This is a genomic window from Acidovorax sp. NN32 (assembly GCF_057597245.1).
Genome location: NZ_CP199679.1, coordinates 2,613,067 through 2,632,549, shown reverse-complemented (window position 1 = coordinate 2,632,549; position 19,483 = coordinate 2,613,067). Strand labels below are relative to the sequence as shown.

Sequence of the window (19,483 nt, the reverse complement as noted above, 5' to 3'; positions counted from 1 at the left end):
CTACTCCACCACCACAGCACCATGCAACGCATCCACGTGATTGACTCCCACACGGGCGGCGAGCCGACCCGGCTTGTCATCGACGGTTTTCCGGACCTGGGCACTGGCACCATGGCCGAGCGGCGTGCGCTGCTGGCCGAGCGCCACGATGCCTGGCGGGCCGCTACCGTGCTGGAGCCGCGGGGCAGTGACGTGGTAGTGGGGGCGCTGCTCTGTGCGCCGCAAGACCCGGCCAATGCAGCGGGCGTGATCTTCTTCAACAACAGCGGCTACCTGGGTATGTGTGGCCACGGCACCATCGGGCTGATCGCATCGCTCGCCTACCTGGGCCGCATCACGCCCGGCGAGCACCGCATCGAAACCCCGGTGGGCACCGTCACCACCACCCTGTACACGGATGGCTCCGTCAGCGTGCGCAACGTGCCGGCCTACCGGCTGCACCACGCATTGGTCGTCGAGGTGCCCGGCTATGGCCAGGTGGTGGGCGATGTGGCCTGGGGCGGCAACTGGTTCTTCCTGATCTCAGACCACGGCCAGCGTGTAGCCAGTGACAACCTGGAGGCGTTGATGGCCTACAGCTGCGCCGTGCAGCAAGCCCTCAAAGACCAGGGCATTCGGGGCGACGACGGCGGCGAGATTGACCACATCGAGCTGTTTGCCGACGACGACCAGGCCGACAGCCGTAACTATGTGCTCTGTCCCGGCAAGGCCTATGACCGCTCGCCCTGTGGCACGGGCACCAGCGCCAAGGTGGCCTGCCTGGCGGCTGACGGCAAGCTGGCACCGGGCGCACTCTGGCGCCAGGCCAGCATCATCGGCAGCCAGTTCGAGGCCAGCTACACGCTGCAGGACGATGGCAAGGTCATCCCCACCTTGCGGGGCCGCGCGCACATGAGCGCCGACGCTACTTTGCTGATTGAAGACAAGGACCCCTTCGGCTGGGGCATCCGGCTTTAACCCGACCCTACTGCTGCACCCGCGCCCCATGCAACACACCGATGTCCTTGTGATTGGCGCTGGCATCGTGGGCGCCGCCTGCGCCCATGCGCTGGTGTCGGCCGGGCTGTCGGTACGTGTCATCGATGCGCGCCTCGGCGGTGCCACTGCGGCGGGCATGGGCCATCTGGTGGTGATGGATGACAACCCGGCTGAGCTGGCGCTGAGCAAATCGTCGCTCGACCTCTGGCACGCCTGGGCACCGCAAATGGATGCCGGCTGCGCCTTCACGGCCTGCGGAACGCTCTGGCTGGCTGCCAACGAGGAAGAGCTGCAGGCCGCGCACGCCAAGCGTTCCTCCTTGCAAGCACAAGGCGTAGCTTGCGAGATGCTGGATGCCGCAGCCCTCGCCCGCGCAGAACCCGCACTGCGCCCCGGTCTGGCCGGCGCGCTCAAGGTGAATGGCGACAGCGTGGTCTATGCACCGCGTGCCGCCCAGTGGCTGCTGGAGCAGGCCGCAGCGCATGGAGCCGTAGTTTTTGAACAAGCCGAAGCCACGCAGATCGACGGCCACACCGTCACCCTGCGCGACGGAAGCCAGCGCAGCGCCGGCGCCATCGTGCTGGCCAGCGGCATCCAGGCCCCGCAGCTGTGCCCCGGCCTGCCGCTGCGCCCCAAAAAGGGCCACCTCGTCATCACCGACCGCTACCCGGGCACCGTGCACCACCAGCTGGTGGAGCTGGGCTACATCACCAGCGCGCACCACAGCGACGGTACCTCGGTGGCCTTCAACGTGCAGCCCCGGCCCACAGGGCAGTTGCTGATCGGCTCGTCGCGCGAGTTCGACACCACCGACCCCGCCGTCAACAACGCCGTGATGGCGCGCATGCTGCAACGGGCACTCGACTACCTGCCAGGCCTGGCCGAACTCAACGCCATCCGCACCTGGACCGGCTTTCGCGCCGCCACGCCAGACAGCCTGCCGCTGATTGGCGCGCACCCCGAACACCCGCACCTGTGGCTGGCCGTGGGACATGAAGGACTGGGGGTGACCACCGCCCCGGCCACCGCGCAGTTGCTGGCGGCCCAGATCGCAGGGGGCACCCCAGCGATCGACCCCACGCCCTTTGCACCTGCCCGCTTTGCGGGCCTGAGCACACCATGACCGCATCCAGAACACCCGCCCTGGTGCACCTCGTGGTGAATGGCACCCCCCTGCAGGTGCCCCCAGGGACCAGCGTCGCCGCCGCGCTGGCGCAGCAAACACCCGGCACCACACGCACCTCGGTCACCGGCGCGGCGCGGGCACCGCTGTGTGGCATGGGGGTGTGCCACGAATGCAGGGTCCGCATCCACGGCCGCACCCGCCTGGCGTGCCAGACGGTCTGCACCGAGGGCATGTCGATTCACACCGATGTCGGCACAGCACCCGGGAGCGCCACACCATGAACCAGCCCGTGACCCCACCCATGACCGAGCAACACTCGGCGCACGAGCGCTGCGACATCCTCATCATCGGCGCGGGCCCCGCAGGTTTGGCGGCTGCCCTCGCTGCCGCGCCCAGCGGGGCAGCGATCACCATCGTGGACGACAACCCGCAGCCCGGTGGGCAAATCTGGCGCGATGGCCCCCAGGTGGTCTTGCCCGCCCTGGCGCAACAGCACCGCGCGGCGCTGGCCCGGCACACCAACATCCGCCTGCTGCCTGGCACCCGCGTGGTGGGCCTGGGTGATTCCCAACCCGGCGACAAGGCCCCGGCCCTGCTGCTGGAAGACGCAGACCGGGGCTGGACGCAGCACAGCCACCGCATCGTGCTGTGCACCGGAGCCCGCGAGCTGTTGCTGCCCTTCCCGGGCTGGACGTTGCCCGGTGTGACGGGTGCAGGCGCCTTGCAGGCCCTCATCAAGGCAGGGCTCGACGTGCGCGGCCAGCGCATCGTCATTGCAGGCACAGGCCCTCTGCTGCTGGCCGCTGCCGCCACCGCCAACAAAGCGGGTGCCACCGTGGTGCGCGTGGCCGAACAGGCGCCGTGGAGCGCGCTCGCTGGCTTCGCAGCGCAACTGCCGCGCTGGCCTGCCAAGGCGCTGCAAGCCCTCACGCTGCTTCACCCGCAGTTGCGCGCCAGCAGCCATATGCTGGAAGTCCAAGGCACCACGCAGGTGCAAGCAGTGAGGCTGCGCAAAGGCCAACACGCCGAAGAAACCATGGCCTGCGACCGCGTGGCCTGCGGGTTCGGGCTGGTGCCCAACACCCACCTGGGGCAGATGCTGGGCTGCACCCTGGGCGGACCGCTCAGCGGTGGCCAGGGCCTGGCTGTCGATGCACAGATGCGCACCAGCGTGCCCGGTGTGTTCGCCGCGGGTGAAGCCACCGGCTTTGGCGGCAGCGAACGTGCACTGGTTCAGGGCGCCATGGCAGGACATGTGGCAGCGGGACAGGTGCAACAGGCCCAGGCGCTGCGCCCGCAACTGGCACGCTGGGAGGGCTTTGCGCAGGCGTTGCACGCTTCTTTTCCACTGAACGAAGCACTCAAAACCCTGGCGCAGCCCGGCACCCTGGTGTGCCGCTGCGAAGACGTGCCCTACGCTGCACTGGCCGATCGCAACGGCTGGATCGACGCCAAGCTCCACACCCGCTGCGGCATGGGCGCGTGCCAGGGCCGCATTTGCGGCGCTGCCGCACAGCACCTGTTTGGCTGGAAGCCTGCGCCCCCACGGCATCTGCTGGCGCCCACACGCATTGGCACGCTGGCCGCCTGCACGCCCGCGCCCACCACCAGCGCTCAGCGCGAGCCCGCAGCTCCCTCGGGCTGACAGGCGCGCAGCCGTTTTCCCTCGTCCTTCCTTTCAGGGCTTACCCGCACCCAGCAGGCATCCATCTTGCTTTTAAATATATTTGTTAGATATTAAAAAGTACAAGGCTTTTTCTTTCATCGCCGCGCCCTCCTCCCCAGGAACCCCATCATGCCCATACCCAACAGTCCACCCGCCCCGCAATCTCCGGCGCCGCGCGCTCCCGTCCGCTGGGTGCTGGCGCTGTCCACGCAGGTTCTGCGCATGGAGCGGCACCTGCTCACCGCCCTCATGACGTTGCTGGTGCTGCTGATCCTGCTCAACGTGGTCACGCGCTACACCGGCATGCCGATCTACTGGGTGGACGAGGCGGCGGTCTACACAGTGGTGTGGCTGACCTTTGTGGGCGCCTCGGTCATGACGCGGCTGCGCATGGACTTTGCCGTGACCATGCTGACCGACCACCTCGGCGCGCGGGGTGCCCAGGCGTTCAAGGTGGTAGCCACCTGCGGCGTGCTGCTGTTTGGCCTGGCCATGCTGGCGATGTGCTGGATGTGGATGGACCCCATCGGCATTGCGCGCTACGGCTTTGACGCCAAGGAGTTTGCGGCCGAGAGCTTCAACTTCATCTACACCGAGCGCACCCAGACGCTGAACTGGCCCACCTGGGTGCTGCAGCTGATCCTGCCGATCTTCTCTGCCACCTTCAGCGTGCATGCGCTGGCCAACCTGCTCGAAGACATGGGCGCAGCAGAGCGTGTGCAGCACGCAGGCTTTGACGTGGTCAACGCCGACGCCGTGAACTGAACGCCACCCACGTACGCAAACCCACGAGAGCCCGACCATGATCACCACGCTGTTCTTCCTCGCCGCCTTGATGGTGGGTGTGCCCATCGGCGTGTGCCTGTGCCTTTCGGGCGCGGTGTACATCCTCAGCATCGGCAGCCCGGTGCTGTTCCAGTCCTTCCCCATGCAGATGTTCGGCGGGGTGGACAGCTATGGTCTTATCGCCATTCCGCTGTTCATCCTGATCGGCGAGATCATGAACAGCGGCGGCATCACGCGGCGGCTGGTGGACCTGTCCATGGCCTTCATCGGCTCGGTCAAAGGGGGGCTGGCCTACGTGAACATCCTGGCCAACATGCTGGTGTCGTCCATCATTGGATCGGCCACCGCGCAGGTGGCCATCATGTCGCAGGTCATGGTGCCCGAGATGGAAAAGCAGGGCTACGACAAGACCTTTGCAGCCGGCCTCACGGTGTATGGCGGCATGCTGGGGCCCATCATTCCGCCCTCGGTGATGTTTGTGGTCTACAGCGTGCTGGCCCAGGTGGCCGTGGGCGACATGCTGATTGCAGGCATCCTGCCCGGCGTGCTGCTCACCGTGCTGTTCTTTGTCGTGATCGCGCTCATGGGCTTTGTCTACAACTACCCGCGCAGCGAAAAGCGCACGCTGGCCCAGCGCGCGCGCACCGTGGTGCAGGCCAGCCCCACGCTGCTGATCCCCATCATCATCGTGGGCTCCATCCTCAGTGGCCTGGCCAACCCGACCGAATCTGCCGCCGTGGGTGCGCTGGTATCGGCACTGGTGGGTCGGTACGTGACCAAGGAGTTCCGCTTCAACGCGATGCCCGCCATCCTGCTGCGCTCAGCCATTTACTCGGCCATCGTGCTGTTTCTGGTGGCGGCGGCGGCCGTGTTCTCGTGGCTGCTGATCTACGGCAAGGTGCCGCAGATGGTGGCCGCCTGGGTGCAGACCGTGGCACACGATCCGGTCACCTTTTTGCTGCTCACCAACGCCATCCTGCTGGTCATCGGCACGGTGATCGACGGCATCCCCGGTCTCATCATGACCGCGCCCATCCTGCTGCCGATTGCCACCGAGGTTTATCACATTGACCCGCGCCACTTTGGTGTGGTGATCGTCGTCAACCTGGTGCTGGGGCTGATGACTCCGCCCGTGGGCCTGAGCTTCTTTGTCGCGTCGGCCGTCACCGGGGCCAAGCCCGGAAAGATGTTCATCGTCACGCTGCCGTTTTTCATCATCAGCTGCGTGGCGCTGGTGATGTTGTCGCTGTTCCCCAGCCTGTCGCTCGGTTTGCTCAAGTAGCCCGTCGAGCAACAGATCCCCCGTCCCCCTCCCAAGGTTCTTTCACACGGAGTTCACCATGACGACCACGCCCGCCCACACTGTCACCCGCCGCCATTTCATCCAGCGCCACGCCGTGGCCGCTGCCACCGTCACGGGGCTGGGCTTTCCAGCGCTGGTACGTGCAGCCGATGCCAAGGAGTTTCGCCTGGGGCTGATCACGCCTGCGGGCCACTCCTGGAACCGCGCCGCGCTGCAGTTTGGCGAGGCACTCAAGAAGGAAACTGATGGCCGACTGAGCGTCACGGTCTTCCACTCGGGCCAGCTGGGCAACGAGGCTGCGATGATGCAGCAGCTGCAATCCGGCGCGCTCGACATGGGCTGGATCCAGGCGGCCGAGCTGGGCTCGCGCGTGTCCAGCATCGCGGCGATCAATGCTCCGTACCTGGTGCGCTCCACGCCTGCCGTGGCCAAACTCGTCAAACACCCATCTGCCACCAAACTGCTCGAAGTGCTGCCGCGCGAGACCGGCACCATCGGCCTGGGCTGGGGCATCACCGGCATGCGCGCCGTGTTCTCCACCAAGGACATCGCCGTGCCCACCGACATCAAGGGCATGAAGCTGCGCATCAACCCCACGCCGGTGTACCGCGACTTCTACCAAATGCTCGGCGCCGCGCCCACACCCATCCCCACGCCGCAGGTGTTTGATGCCATGAGCAACGGCCAGGTCGACGGGCTGGAGGCGGACATCGAGTTCTCGTGGAACCAGCGCTTCGACAAGGTGGCCAAGACCCTGCTGCAGATGAACGCCCTGTTCATGCCGTTCGCGCCGCTGGTCTCCGGCCGCATCTGGCAAGGGCTGGACGCCAAGGACAAGGACATCATCCGCAAGCTGGTGGCCCAGTCGCTGGATGCGCAGATCAACGACATCGTGACCACCGAGGCCGGGCTGATCGAGAAGTTCAAGGGCACGTCCATCGCCTTCAAGACGGCATCGTCCTTCAACCCCGACGGCATCATCCAGGAGTTCGACAAGCTGTGGCTGCCCAAGGCGCCGCAGATTGCCGAGCTGCGCAAGGCGGGCGCAAGCCTCTGACAGTCCGCAAGGGTCACCGGGGCCGCATCCCATAAGATGCGGCCTCCCGCAACGTCCTTCACGCCCGATGACACTCCGCCGCCCCTCCCCCCAGCAAGACTCCGCGCCCAAGCGGCGCGCGGCGGACGTGGCCTACGACGCCATCGAGACCATGATCTCCACGCTGCAGCTGCAGCCCGGCAGCCCCGTGGTGGAGGCCGAGATCGCCGAGAGCACGGGCCTGGGCCGCACGCCGGTGCGCGAGGCACTGCTGCGCATGGTGTCCATCGGGCTCATCGTGCAGCAGCCCCGGCGCGGGCTGCTGGTGTCGCACATCGACCTGGCCGATCACCTGGACGTGATCCAGACCCGCCGCGTGCTGGAGCGCCTGCTGGCCTCCAACGCCGCACGCCGCGCCACCGCGCCGCAGCGCCAGGCCATCGTGCGGTGTGCGGAAAACATGGTGCAGGCCGCAGCGCGCGGCCACCTCGACGACTACATGCTGGCCGACCATGAACTGGACCTCGTCACCCATCAGGCCAGCCAGAACCACTCGGCCGTCAAATGCGTGCAACCGCTCATCGTGCAGTGCCGCCGCTTCTGGTACGCCTACCAGCACGAAGGCGAGGTGTCAGAGGGCGCCCGCGCGCACATGCAGTTGGCGCAGGGCATTGCCAGTGGCGACGAAGCCCAGGCCATTGCCGGCGCGGAGCAGTTGATGGAGTATCTGGAGCGGTTTGCGCGGCGCATCATTGACCGGTAGCACGCGCCACCACGCACACAGCGCCTGCAACCGCGTGGACAGCCTCAGTTCCAAAGGGCAATTGCTCTAATTTTTATAGCTTATTGCGCTTTACCAATAAGCGCTAGCGGCCAAAAAGGCTCAAATTTTTCACCCCAGCAGCGGCAACAGCAGGCCTATTCCGACACTTGCTGGCCCAGCAGAATGCGCTGCTCCAGAAAGCGCCACAGACGCTCGTCCTGGCTGAACGCCACGTTAAACCGCAGCCAGCCCGTGGGGCGTGGCTCCACCAGAAACAGCTGACCGGGGCCGAGCATGATGCCCGCACCCGTGGCTTCCTTCGACAGCTCGGCACTGTCGGGCAGATCAGGATGGCGCGCCCACAGGTACATGCCCGCCTCGGGCTCGTGAAACAGCTCGAACCCCAGGTTCAGCAAGCGCCGCCCCACCGTGCGGTGCGCCTCGGCCAGCCGCTCGCGCAGGGACTTGAGGTGCTTGCGCCAGCGCCCGTCGGTCACCACGCCAAAGGTGATGCGCTCGGTGATCTCTGACGAGGTCAGGCCCGAGATCATCTTGAGCTGCACCAGCTCATCGAGCAGATCGCGCCGCGCCGCCAGAAAGCCGGTGCGCAGGTTGGGCGAAATCGTCTTGGAGAAACTGCCCAGGTAGATCACGCGGTTGAGCTGGTCCAGGCTGGCCAGCGAGGGGCGCACACCAGGGTCCATGTCGGCATAGATGTCGTTCTCTACCAGCATGAAGTGGTGCTGCTCGGCCAGTTGCAGCAGCCGGTGCAAGTGCGCCACCGATGCCACCGAACAGGTCGGGCTTTGCAGACGCGGCTGCGTGAAGAACACCGTGGGCTTGTGCTCGGCCAGCAGGGCCTCTAGCGCCGGCAGGTCGTAGCCGGTGGCGGTACGCGGCACACCCACCACCTGTGCTCCTGCAAAGCGAAGCATGAACAACAGGTTGGGGTAACCCGGGTCGTCCACCAGCACCACGTCACCAGGCTTGACCATGCGGCGCGCCACCAGGTCCAGTGCCTGGCTGGAGCCCTGGGTCAGCAGCACCTGGTCGGCGTCCACCGCCAGATGGTGTTCAGCCAGCGACTCGGCCACCACCATGCGCAGCGCCATGTGGCCGTGGGGCAGGCCATAGCCATCCAGCTCGGGCCCGTCGGACGACAGCTGACGCATGCTGCGTTTGACCGCATCGCCAAACAGCCAGTCGTGGGGCAGCCAGCCGCAGCCCGGTTTCATGGGCAGGTTGCGGTTTTCAAAAATTTGTTTGAGGTACCAGCGCGCATCAAAACGGGGCACCGGCCGCTCGGGCGCACCAGTACCGGGCGAAGCGCCCTCATCGCCCCGTCGCTTCACAAAAAAACCTGCATTGGCGCGCGACACCAGCCAGCCCTGCGCCACCAGGCGGTCGTAGGCCTCGACCACGGTGAACACGCTCACGCCGTGGGCTGCCGCAAAGGCGCGGATGGAGGGGAGCTTGGCACCAGGTTTGAGCACCTGGCCAGCGATGAGACCCCGCAGGCCATCAACGATCTGGCTGACCAGCGGTGTCTGAAGATCCGGGCTGAGAGTGAGCATCAAAAGAACAGGGAAAGGGGCCAAATTGTGCACCGGGCCAACACCCGCGAACTCAGGGATTGCTTGTACAGGACGGGGCACCTGCACAGTGTGCTCCCCTCAACAGCGACGCGTGCCTGGAGGTACCACCGCTGAGCCCGCATCCGGTCCGGCCGGGATGCCCCTATTGTCCGTCAGCCCCACCTACCCTGGGACAGCGGTCTCCAGCGATTTGCAGGGCTGTGGGATGTCTTGCACGTTGATGACGCCGCGCTCGAAAAGGCCCGCAGACTGTGAACGGTAGTGTCCAACCGATGGGCGGTATTCAGTCTTTTGTCCGATGCAGCGGCTATCGGATTGCATCCACCGCCTGTCCCTTTTCCGCCACCGCAATGCTCACACACCCATGCCCCAGCGATAGGCTTGCCCCCCAACTCGATTGGCATCGGTGACCGCAAATCGGGTTTGAAAACCAATACCCAACACACCGAGGGACACCCATGCTGACACGAACATCTGAACTCAACTCTTCACGGATTTTTCAACCCAGGCCATGGGCCATTGCCTTGGGTCTATGCCTGGGCACAGCCACAGGCCCTGCACTGGCGCAGGCGACCCACACCCCACCGGCAGGCTACAAGCCGTGCGCCGTCGAGGGACAGAAATGCAGCTTCAGCGGCGCGGCCCACGTGGTCTATGGAGCAGGCACGACCTGGACCAGCCCCCGCAGTTTCACCAACGGTGTCAGTTGCAGCAACGCCACCTTTGGCGACCCCCTGTGGGGTGTGCAAAAGGCTTGCTATGCCAGCGCACCGTCGCCAGCTCCTGCGCCCGATCCCGTGCTGACAGCACCGCCACCGGGCTACACCTTGTGTGCCGTCGAGGGGCAGCAATGCAGCTTTACCGGTACGGCCAAGGTGGTCTATGGGGCTGGCACCACCTGGACTGCCGCGCGCGCATTCACCAACAACGTGATGTGCAACAACGCCACCTTTGGCGACCCCCTGCGGCAGGTGAAAAAGGCGTGCTACGTCAGCAGCCCCGTCCCAACGCCCGCCCCGCCCGCCCCACCGCCAACGCCTCCGGCACCGCCGGCTCCACCGGCGCCTCCGCCAGCACCGACGCCCGGTGGCTCCGTAACGTACTACTTCTCGGACTGCCAGGCGGGCGCCGCCACCGGTTGCGTGCCAGGGAGCAATTCCAACCCCGGCACGCAGGCGGCACCCAAGCAGAACCTCACGGGGATCAATGTCAACACACTGCCTGCGGGCACAGCACTGCTTTTTGCGCGTGGCGGTGCCTGGGTGGTGGGTGTCACCACGTTCGAGAACATGAACGTCCGCGCAGACGCGCCCCTCACCCTCGATGCGTATGGCGCAGGGCCCGCCCCCCTCCTCAACACCAACAACAATGCCATCGCGCCCTTTGAGCTGGGAGGGCGTTACGCCAACACCTCCAACGACGGCGGCTACGTGTTCCGCAATTTGCGGATCCACGGCTCCAACAACTCGGCCTGGGGCTTCTGGCTGAGTGGCAATGTCCGCGACATCGTGATTGAGAACGTGGAGATATCCGGCTTCCAGATTGCCATCCACTCGCAGGCACGCGCTCCCCACGGTGTGAACAACGTGCTGATCCGCAACAACCACATCCATCACAACGGAAGCATGGGCATCCTGGGCCAATTCCGCAACAGCGTGATCGAAGGCAACCTGATCGAGGCCAACAACTTCAGCGGCAGCGGCTTCAACCACGGCACCTACCTGTCGGGCAGCCATGGACTGAGTGGAACCAACGTCACCTTGCGCAACAACCGCTACATCCGCAACTCGGTGGTCAATGGCATCTGCCAAGGGGGCAACATGACCTTCCACGGCCAGATGGACGGCGTACTGATTGAGGGTAACCGGATTGAGCAGGATGCTGCGACGGATGGCTGCTGGGAGATGTCGATCACGCAGGGGTACGACTCGGCCGAATGGTTCCGCAACTTCGTGGTGCGCAACAACACACTCATCAACGCCGGCAACACGGGCATGGCAGTGCAGTCGGCACCCGGTATCGTGATTGAAGGCAACGTCATCATCAACACGCAGACGACGTTTCAGACAGCCATCAATGTGGGCCACACCGAATTCCAGAATGGCGATGTACCCGATGGAAACGCTGTGGTGCGTAACAACATTGCGTGTTTCCCCACACCCCACGCGGGCAGCACGGTGGTGCGCGTGATTGCACCGAACAGTGTGGTCACGAACAACGCCATGGTGACCGGGGCGGCTGCAACGACCGGGGTGTGCGCCCGGTAGCAGAGCGTTCAAGTTTCGGCCGGCAGAGGCCTCGCAGCACGCTGCGAGGCCTTTTTTGTTCTTAGAACCTGTTCAAGATCTTTTCGGGGTCGCACAAGTACCTTGCCGGGATGGGATGCAAGGCGCGGTGCGCAGTGGATAGCTTGGCTATCCACAAGCGCCGCAACGCCGCAGACCGCCCGGCAAGGCACTTGCCCGCAGGGTTGGAGTGAAATCGGGCGATTGGACACCTCAGCTGCTTGCATGGGCATGAGCCCATGCGGCGCATCCGAAGCTTCCACGTCCATCACGATGGCACTCCAATGCGATCCCTGAAAAGATTTTGAACAGGTTCTTAGGCACCGTTTCGGAAGATGGCAAGCGGCCCGCCGCTGCATCCCGATACAAACCCCTTCAATCCCCCGAGTGCCCGGTTTTCCTGCAGATCAGCGTGGGGGATTGCACTACGGCTACGCAAAAGGGGCTGCATTGTGCACCGTGTTGGCGCACACCAAATCAGGGATTGCCTGTACAGGATGGAGGACCTGCACAGTGCGCGCAAAACAGCATGCCGGTGTACATGGACGGGCCGTGGCGCGAATTCCAGAATTCGCCCATTCCTTCATTTCGTGTTCAACCCACCCGCCCACCGCCATGCAGCAAGACCGCCACTTCACCAACGCCGCCCTCCTCACCCGCCGCCATGCCGCTGTGGCCCGGGGCGTGGGTCAGGCCCATGAACTCTTCGTACAGAAGGCGCTTAACGCCGAGCTGTGGGATGTGGAGGGCCGCCGCTTCATCGACTTTGCCGGTGGCATCGCCGTGCTCAACACCGGCCACCTGCACGCCGGAGTGATCGCTGCAGTCAAAGCCCAGCTGGAGCTGTACACCCACACCTGCTTCCAGGTGGTGGCGTACGAGCCCTACGTGGAAGTGTGCGAGCGCCTGAACACCCTGGCCCCCGGCGCGTTTGCCAAAAAGAGCCTGCTGCTCACCACCGGCGCCGAGGCCGTGGAAAACGCCATCAAGATCGCCCGAGCCTACACCAAGCGCCCCGGCGTGATCGCCTTCACGGGCGGCTACCACGGCCGCACCAACCTCACGCTGGGCCTCACCGGCAAGGTCGCGCCTTACAAGATCGGGTTCGGCCCCTTCCCTGGCGAGATGTACCACGCCCTGTTCCCTAACGCGCTGCATGGCGTCAGCGTGGAGCAGGCCCTGCATTCGGTGGAGCTGATCTTCAAGAACGACATCGAGCCCGAGCGTGTGGCAGCCTTCATCCTTGAGCCCGTGCAGGGCGAAGGCGGCTTCTACGTGGCGCCACCCGAATTCGTCACCGGCCTCAAGGCCCTGGCAGACCGCTACGGCATCCTGCTGATCGCCGACGAAGTGCAGACCGGCGCTGGCCGCACCGGCACTTGGTTTGCATGCGAGCAATGGCCCGTGGCGCCCGACCTCATCACCACTGCCAAATCACTGGCAGGCGGCTTCCCCCTGTCTGGCGTGGTGGGCCGCGCCGACGTCATCGACGCCCCTGCAGCCGGTGGCCTGGGTGGCACCTATGCGGGCAGCCCCGTGGCCTGTGCCGCAGCGCTGGCGGTGATCGATGCGTTTGAAAAGGAAAACCTGCTGGCCCGCAGCCAGGACACGGGTGCGCTGCTGGTGAGGGCACTGAAAGAAATGGCCGCCACAGTCCCCGCCATCGGCGATGTGCGCGGCCTGGGTGCCATGGTGGCGATCGAGCTGTTCGAAGACGGCGATGTCCACCGCCCCGACGCCGCACTGACCAAGAAAGTCGTCGCCGAAGCCGCCAAGCGCGGGCTCATCCTGCTGTCGTGCGGAACGTATGGCAACGTGATCCGCATCCTGGTGCCGCTGACCGCCTCCAACGAGCTGCTCGAAGAGGGCCTGGCCATCCTGGCCGACAGCTTTGCCGCGCTGGGCTGACATGCGACCCGACCTTCATTCTGCTTACAAGGTGCCCCCAACCATGAACCCATCAGCAGAGCCCCTGGTCCGCTTCAGCGGTGTGCAAAAGACGTACGACGGTGAACAACTGGTGGTGCGCTCGCTGGACCTGGACATCCAGCGCGGTGAATTCCTGAGCCTCCTCGGGCCCTCGGGCTCGGGCAAGACCACCACACTGATGATGCTGGCGGGGTTTGAGTCCCCTACTGCGGGCGACATCCTGCTCGATGGCAAGCAGATCACCGGCACGCCGCCCCACAAGCGCAACTTTGGCATGGTGTTCCAGAACTACGCGCTGTTCCCCCACCTCACCGTGGGTCAGAACGTGGCTTACCCGCTCACCGTGCGCAAGGTGCCCAAGGCCGAACAGGCCGAGCGTGTGAAGAAGGTGCTGGACATGGTTCGCCTGACCGGCATGGCCGACCGCTTGCCCACGCGCCTTTCGGGCGGCCAGCAGCAGCGCGTGGCGCTGGCCCGCGCCCTGGTGTTCAACCCCCAGCTGGTGCTGATGGATGAACCCCTGGGCGCGCTGGACAAGCAGCTGCGCGAGCATATGCAGATCGAGCTGAAAGAACTGCACCGCCAGCTGGGCGTGACCTTTGTCTACGTGACCCATGACCAGGGCGAGGCCCTGACCATGAGCGACCGCGTGGCGGTGTTCAACGAAGGGGTCATTCAGCAACTCGCCGATGTGGAAACCCTGTACGAAGCTCCATCCAACCGATTCGTGGCCGGCTTTGTGGGCGACAACACGGTGCTTTCGGGCACCCTGCAAGGCGCGGGTACCGACACCGCCATCCAGCTGCCAGGCGGCTACCTGTTGCCGGGTGTGAACGTAAACCAGGCCGCACTGGGCTCTGCCGTGCACGCCTGTGTAAGGCCCGAACGCATCGTGCTGCATGCGCATTCCGAGTACCCCAAAACCTCAGCGATTCCCGCCACGGTGGCGCGCGCCATTTACTACGGCGACCACCTGCGCCTGATGTGCGACCTGGGCCATGGCCAAGAGCCCGCCACGGTGAAGGTGGCGCTGGCTTCGTCCGCTAGCAACCCCCATCCACAGCCGGGTGATGCCGTGCTGCTGGAGTTCCCCCCGGTCTCCACGCGCATTTACGCGGTCTGACCACCGGCACAGCCACACCCTTTTCCCGTCCCCTGTTCCTCCACAACCCTAAGGAAAAACTGCACCATGAAAAAGAGTCTTATCGCCTGCGCCTCTCTGGCCGCCTGCCTGGCACTTCCCAGCTTTGCGCAGCAGCAACTGACCGTCGTGAACTTTGGTGGCGCCAACGCCAACGCGCAGAAAAAGGCGTTCTACGAGCCCTATGAAAAGCTGGGCAACAAGATCGTGGCCGTGGAATACAACGGCGAGCAGGCCAAGGTCAAGGCCATGGTCGAGGCCAAGAAGGTGACCTGGGACGTGGTGGAGCTGGAGTCGCCAGACGCCGCACGCGGCTGCGACGAGGGCCTGTATGAAAAACTCGATTACAGCAAGATCGTGAGCAAGTCCGACCTGCTTCCCGCTGCGGTGTCCGACTGCGCCGTGGGCATCTTCGTGTGGTCCACCGTCATGGCCTACAACGGCGACAAGCTCAAGACTGCCCCCACGAGCTGGGCTGACTTCTGGGACACCAAGAAGATCCCTGGCAAGCGCGGCATGCGCAAGGGTGCGCGCTACAACCTCGAATTCGCGCTGATGGCCGATGGCGTGAAGCCCGCCGATGTGTACAAGGTGCTCGCCACCAAAGACGGTGCCGACCGCGCCTTCAAGAAGCTGACCGAACTCAAGCCCAACATTCAATGGTGGGAAGCAGGTGCCCAGGCGCCGCAGTTCCTGGTGGCGGGCGACGTGGTGCTGACCACTGTGTTCAACGGCCGCATCGACGCGGCCAACCGCGAAGGCCGCAATCTCAAGATCTACTGGCCCGGCGGCATCTATGACCTGGACTACTGGGCCATCCCCAAGGGCACACCGAACAAGGACGCGGCGGTGAAGTTCATCGCCTACACCATGCAGACCGCCAACCAGGCCGCCTACGCGCAGAACATCGCCTATGGCCCGGCCAACACCACGGCCCTCGCCAAGCTGGACAAGAAGGTGCTGGACGACCTGCCTACCTCAGCCAGCAACGCCAAGGAAGCCATCCAGTTCGGCGTGAGCTTCTGGGCCGATCAGGGCGAGGCGCTGGAGAAACGCTTCGCAGCCTGGGCCACCCAATAAGTCAGTAAACCGCACCCTCGGAGCACAAGACACCATGCAAGCCTCTTCTGCCATCGCCCCCGCCGCGCTTGCGCTGGACGCCCACGCACCCGGCGCACTGCGCAAGGCGCTGTCGCGTGCCGAAGCGCGGCGCAAATGGCGGGCCTTTGCCCTGACCCTGCCCTTGCTGGTGTTCTTGCTGCTCACGCTGCTGGTCCCCATTGCCGCGCTGCTGCAGCGCGGCGTGGAGAACCCCGAGGTCGCCAACACGCTGCCCGCCACCATCGAGGCCTTGCATGGTTGGGACCGCCACGAGGCGCCGGGCCCCGCTGCCTATGCCGCGCTGATCAAAGACCTGGCCCGCCTGCCCGACAGCTCTGATGCAGGTGCCCTGGCGCGCAGGCTGAACTCGGAAGTGCCTGGAGCACGTTCGATGGTGATGGGCGCTTTCCGCGCCCTGCCCCTGCAGGGCACGCCCGAGTCCATCCGCGACCAGCTGATCGACAAGGATGCACGCTGGGGCGAAGCGCCTTTCTGGCGTGCCATTGCCAAAAACGGGGCGCGCTGGACGCCCGACTACCTGCTCGCCTCGGTGGACCTGCAGCGCGATGCGCTGGGCCAGGTCGAACGCATGCCCGAGGAGCAGCGCGCGTTTGGCGGCATCCTGCTGCGCACCTTTCACATCAGCTTTGTGGTTACGGTGCTGTGCCTGCTGCTGGGCTACCCGCTGGCCTGGTGGCTGGCCTCGCTGCCCGCACGCCAGGCCAATGTGCTGATGATTCTGGTGCTGGTGCCGTTCTGGACGTCGATCCTGGTGCGCGTGGCCGCATGGATCGTGCTGCTGCAGTCCGAGGGGCTGGTCAACCGGGGGTTGATGGGCCTGGGCGCCATTGCCGAGCCTTTGCCACTGCTGTTCAACCGCACGGGCGTGGTGATTGCCATGGTGCACATCCTGCTGCCCTTCATGGTGCTGCCGCTGTACAGCGTGATGAAAAGCGTGCCACCCACCTACCTGCGCGCTGCGGTGTCGCTGGGCAGCTCGCCCATCGCCGCGTTCTTTCGGGTGTATGTGCCACAAACCTACCCCGGCATTGGTGCCGGGGCGCTGCTGGTTTTCATCCTGGCCATCGGCTACTACGTCACCCCCGCGCTGCTGGGCGGGGCCGATGACCAGATGCTGAGCTACTACATCGCCCGCTACACCAATGTGGAAGTGAACTGGGGCATGGCCTGCGCGCTGGGCGCCCTGCTGCTGGCCGCCACGCTGGTGCTGTACAGCGTGTACCGCCGGTTTGGCAAAGCCGAATTGAGCCTGGGCTAACCGCTTCAAAAGACACTCACCATGCGCCATCTTCTGCCCCAATTCCCCCTGTACGCCACACCGGCCGACAAGCTCGGCTGGTGGGCGGTGCGCGCCCTGTGCGTGGCCGTGCTGGTGTTCCTGCTGGCCCCCATCCTGGTGATGGTGCCGCTGTCGTTCTCCGAGAGTTCATTCCTGGCCTACCCCATTCACGGCTGGTCGCTCAAGTGGTACCGCAACCTGTTCGAATCCGCCGAGTGGGCCCGCGCCACGCGCAACAGCTTCATCGTGGCACCTGCGGCCACGTTGATCGCCACGGCCCTGGGCACACTGGCGGCGGTGGGTCTGTCGCGGGCCGACTTCCGCTTCAAGGGCCTGCTCATGAGCATCCTGATTGCGCCCATGGTGGTGCCGATCATTGTGGTGGGTGTGGCCACCTACCTGTACTTTGCGCCGCTGGGCCTGGCCGACAGCTACTTCGGGCTCATCATCGTGCACGCCGCCCTGGGCGCACCTTTTGTGCTGACCACCGTGCTGGCGACTCTGGCAGGCTTCAACCACAACCTCGTGCGCGCCTCACTGAGCCTCGGTGAGACGCCCTTCAACACCTTTTTTCGTGTGACGCTGCCTGTGATTGCGCCGGGCGTGATCTCCGGCGCGCTGTTTGCGTTTGCTACCTCGTTCGACGAGGTGGTGGTCACGCTGTTCCTGGCCGGTGCCGACCAGTCCACACTGCCGCGCCAGATGTTCAACGGCATCCGCGAGAACATCTCGCCCACCATCGCCGCGGTGGCCACGCTGCTCATCCTGTTCACCACCAGCTTGCTGCTGGCGCTGGAGTGGCTGCGCGGTCGCCGTGCCTGATATGCCCCTTGCCGCCCGGGAGTTCACATCGGCGACATGCGGCCGTCGCCCAGGCGGCTGACAATGACCGCTGCCGCTTCGTGCGTGAACCTCGATCTGCCCACGTTTAGCCCCCTTTCTCAAGGACCATCCCATGGACATGAAGACCTCCCCCCTCGCCCTGCTGAACGACCCCACCTTGCTCAAGACCGACGGCCTCATCAACGGCCAGTGGGTGGCAGGTAGCAGCCGCTTTGATGTGAACGACCCGGCCACGGGCCTCAAGCTGGCCGATGTGGCAAACCTAGGCCCGGCCGACGCCGAGGCCGCGATTGCCGCCGCCAACGCCGCCTGGGGCCCCTGGAAGACCAAGACGGCCAAGGAGCGCAGCATCATCCTGCGCAAGTGGTACGACCTGCTGATGGCCAACCAGGACGACCTGGGCCGCATCATGACCGCCGAACAAGGCAAGCCCCTGGCCGAAGCCAAGGGCGAAGTCGCCTACGGCGCGAGCTTTGTGGAATGGTTTGCCGAAGAAGCCAAGCGCATCAACGGCGAAACGCTGCCGCAGTTTGACAACAGCCGCCGCCTGCTGGTCTTGAAGCAACCCATCGGCGTGTGCGCGGCCATCACGCCATGGAACTTCCCGCTAGCCATGATCACCCGCAAGGTCGCGCCTGCGCTGGCTGCGGGCTGCCCCGTGGTCATCAAGCCCGCCGAGCTGACACCACTCACAGCCCTGGCCGCCGCCGAGCTGGCCATCCGCGCGGGTATTCCGGCCGGTGTGTTCAACATCCTGCCCGCAGACAGCGACAACTCCATCGCCATCGGCAAGGTGCTGTGCGCGAGCGACGTGGTGCGCCACATCAGCTTCACGGGCTCCACCGAAGTGGGCCGCATCCTGATGGCACAGTCGGCCCCCACCGTCAAGAAGATGTCGCTGGAGCTGGGCGGCAACGCGCCCTTCATCGTGTTTGACGACGCCGACATCGACAGCGCCGTGGAAGGCGCCTTTGCCAGCAAGTACCGCAACGCGGGCCAGACCTGCGTGTGCACCAACCGCTTTTATGTGCAGGAAGGTGTGTACGACGAGTTCGTGACCAAGTTCGCCGCCAAGGTCAAGACAGCCAAGGTGGGCAACGGTTTTGAAGCTGGGGTGAACCAGGGCCCGCTGATCGAGGAAGCGGCACTGACCAAGGTGCAGCGCCACGTGGACGACGCGCTGGCCAAGGGCGGCCAGGTGGTGGCCGGCGGCCAGCGCCTCACCAGCCTGGGCTCCGGCCAGTTCTTCGAGCCCACGGTGGTCGCCAACGCCACGGCCGACATGCTCTGCGCGCGCGAGGAAACCTTTGGCCCCTTTGCCCCGGTCTTCAAGTTCAAGACCGAGCAGGAAGCCATCGACGCGGCCAACAACACCGAGTTTGGCCTGGCCAGCTACTTCTACAGCCGCGACGTGGGCCGTATCTTCCGCGTGACCGAGGCGCTGGAATACGGCATGGTGGGTGCCAACGTGGGTATTCTGGCCACCGAGCACGTGCCCTTTGGCGGCGTCAAGCAGTCGGGCCTGGGCCGCGAGGGCTCGCACTACGGCATGGACGACTATGTGGAGATCAAGTACCTGTGCCTGGGGGACATTCAGAAATAAGCAGCCCCATAAAATGCTACTAATTTTA

At 65.1% G+C, this 19,483-nt stretch carries 16 protein-coding genes; 15 read left to right on the top strand and 1 reads right to left on the bottom strand.

Translation table 11 applies throughout. The features are described 5' to 3' along the window. The first annotated feature begins 21 nt into the window (after positions 1–21). The 8 genes from ACT89O_RS12310 to ACT89O_RS12275 all read left to right on the top strand — a co-directional run bounded on the left by ACT89O_RS12310 (position 22) and on the right by ACT89O_RS12275 (position 7,658). Complete coding sequence (locus ACT89O_RS12310; RefSeq protein WP_487262794.1) at positions 22–957, top strand: 4-hydroxyproline epimerase; 936 nt, start codon at positions 22–24, stop codon at positions 955–957. Between the two features lie 28 nt (positions 958–985). Beyond that, positions 986–2,101, top strand: coding sequence for an NAD(P)/FAD-dependent oxidoreductase (locus tag ACT89O_RS12305; RefSeq protein WP_487262793.1), 1,116 nt, complete (start codon positions 986–988; stop codon positions 2,099–2,101). 23 nt (positions 2,102–2,124) lie between these two features. Further along, on the top strand, positions 2,125–2,385 hold the full coding sequence (locus tag ACT89O_RS12300; protein WP_487262854.1) for a 2Fe-2S iron-sulfur cluster-binding protein: 261 nt from the start codon (positions 2,125–2,127) through the stop codon (positions 2,383–2,385). Continuing rightward, positions 2,382–3,749 (top strand): FAD-dependent oxidoreductase, encoded by a 1,368-nt coding sequence (locus ACT89O_RS12295; RefSeq protein WP_487262792.1) that lies wholly within the window; start codon positions 2,382–2,384, stop codon positions 3,747–3,749. The genes ACT89O_RS12300 and ACT89O_RS12295 overlap by 4 nt, the downstream gene beginning before the upstream one ends. 150 nt (positions 3,750–3,899) lie before the next feature. Beyond that, positions 3,900–4,535 carry a TRAP transporter small permease gene (locus ACT89O_RS12290; RefSeq protein WP_487262791.1) on the top strand — a complete coding sequence of 212 codons (636 nt, stop codon included), beginning with the start codon at positions 3,900–3,902 and terminating at the stop codon, positions 4,533–4,535. 37 nt (positions 4,536–4,572) lie between these two features. Next, on the top strand, positions 4,573–5,838 hold the full coding sequence (locus tag ACT89O_RS12285) for a TRAP transporter large permease (protein ID WP_436075086.1): 1,266 nt from the start codon (positions 4,573–4,575) through the stop codon (positions 5,836–5,838). Positions 5,839–5,896: 58 nt separating this feature from the next. Then, positions 5,897–6,916, top strand: a complete 1,020-nt coding sequence (locus ACT89O_RS12280) for a TRAP transporter substrate-binding protein (RefSeq protein ID WP_108498414.1) — start codon at positions 5,897–5,899, stop codon at positions 6,914–6,916. A 67-nt stretch (positions 6,917–6,983) separates the two neighbouring features. Beyond that, complete coding sequence (locus ACT89O_RS12275; protein WP_121419987.1) at positions 6,984–7,658, top strand: GntR family transcriptional regulator; 675 nt, start codon at positions 6,984–6,986, stop codon at positions 7,656–7,658. Positions 7,659–7,813: 155 nt separating this feature from the next. On the opposite strand, the gene ACT89O_RS12270 is transcribed toward ACT89O_RS12275, so the two are convergent. Further along, positions 7,814–9,232: an aminotransferase-like domain-containing protein gene (locus ACT89O_RS12270; RefSeq protein ID WP_055398091.1), complete on the bottom strand. Its 1,419-nt coding sequence runs from the start codon at positions 9,230–9,232 to the stop codon at positions 7,814–7,816. A gap of 479 nt (positions 9,233–9,711) precedes the next feature. On the opposite strand from ACT89O_RS12270, the gene ACT89O_RS12265 reads away from it, so the two are divergent. From ACT89O_RS12265 to ACT89O_RS12235, 7 genes are all read left to right on the top strand, one after another. Beyond that, on the top strand, positions 9,712–11,520 hold the full coding sequence (locus ACT89O_RS12265) for a right-handed parallel beta-helix repeat-containing protein (protein ID WP_487262790.1): 1,809 nt from the start codon (positions 9,712–9,714) through the stop codon (positions 11,518–11,520). Positions 11,521–12,153: 633 nt separating this feature from the next. Next, a complete protein-coding gene (gene gabT, locus ACT89O_RS12260; RefSeq protein WP_487262789.1) occupies positions 12,154–13,446 on the top strand; it encodes a 4-aminobutyrate--2-oxoglutarate transaminase in 1,293 nt (430 codons plus the stop codon). Between the two features lie 43 nt (positions 13,447–13,489). Continuing rightward, positions 13,490–14,590, top strand: a complete 1,101-nt coding sequence (locus ACT89O_RS12255) for an ABC transporter ATP-binding protein (protein ID WP_487262788.1) — start codon at positions 13,490–13,492, stop codon at positions 14,588–14,590. A gap of 66 nt (positions 14,591–14,656) precedes the next feature. Beyond that, positions 14,657–15,688: an ABC transporter substrate-binding protein gene (locus ACT89O_RS12250; protein WP_010458579.1), complete on the top strand. Its 1,032-nt coding sequence runs from the start codon at positions 14,657–14,659 to the stop codon at positions 15,686–15,688. Positions 15,689–15,722: 34 nt separating this feature from the next. Further along, positions 15,723–16,988 carry an ABC transporter permease gene (locus ACT89O_RS12245; RefSeq protein WP_487262787.1) on the top strand — a complete coding sequence of 422 codons (1,266 nt, stop codon included), beginning with the start codon at positions 15,723–15,725 and terminating at the stop codon, positions 16,986–16,988. 21 nt (positions 16,989–17,009) lie between these two features. Next, positions 17,010–17,831 (top strand): ABC transporter permease, encoded by an 822-nt coding sequence (locus tag ACT89O_RS12240; protein ID WP_487262786.1) that lies wholly within the window; start codon positions 17,010–17,012, stop codon positions 17,829–17,831. Positions 17,832–17,964: 133 nt separating this feature from the next. Next, positions 17,965–19,455 (top strand): NAD-dependent succinate-semialdehyde dehydrogenase, encoded by a 1,491-nt coding sequence (locus tag ACT89O_RS12235; protein ID WP_487262785.1) that lies wholly within the window; start codon positions 17,965–17,967, stop codon positions 19,453–19,455. Positions 19,456–19,483: the final 28 nt, after the last annotated feature.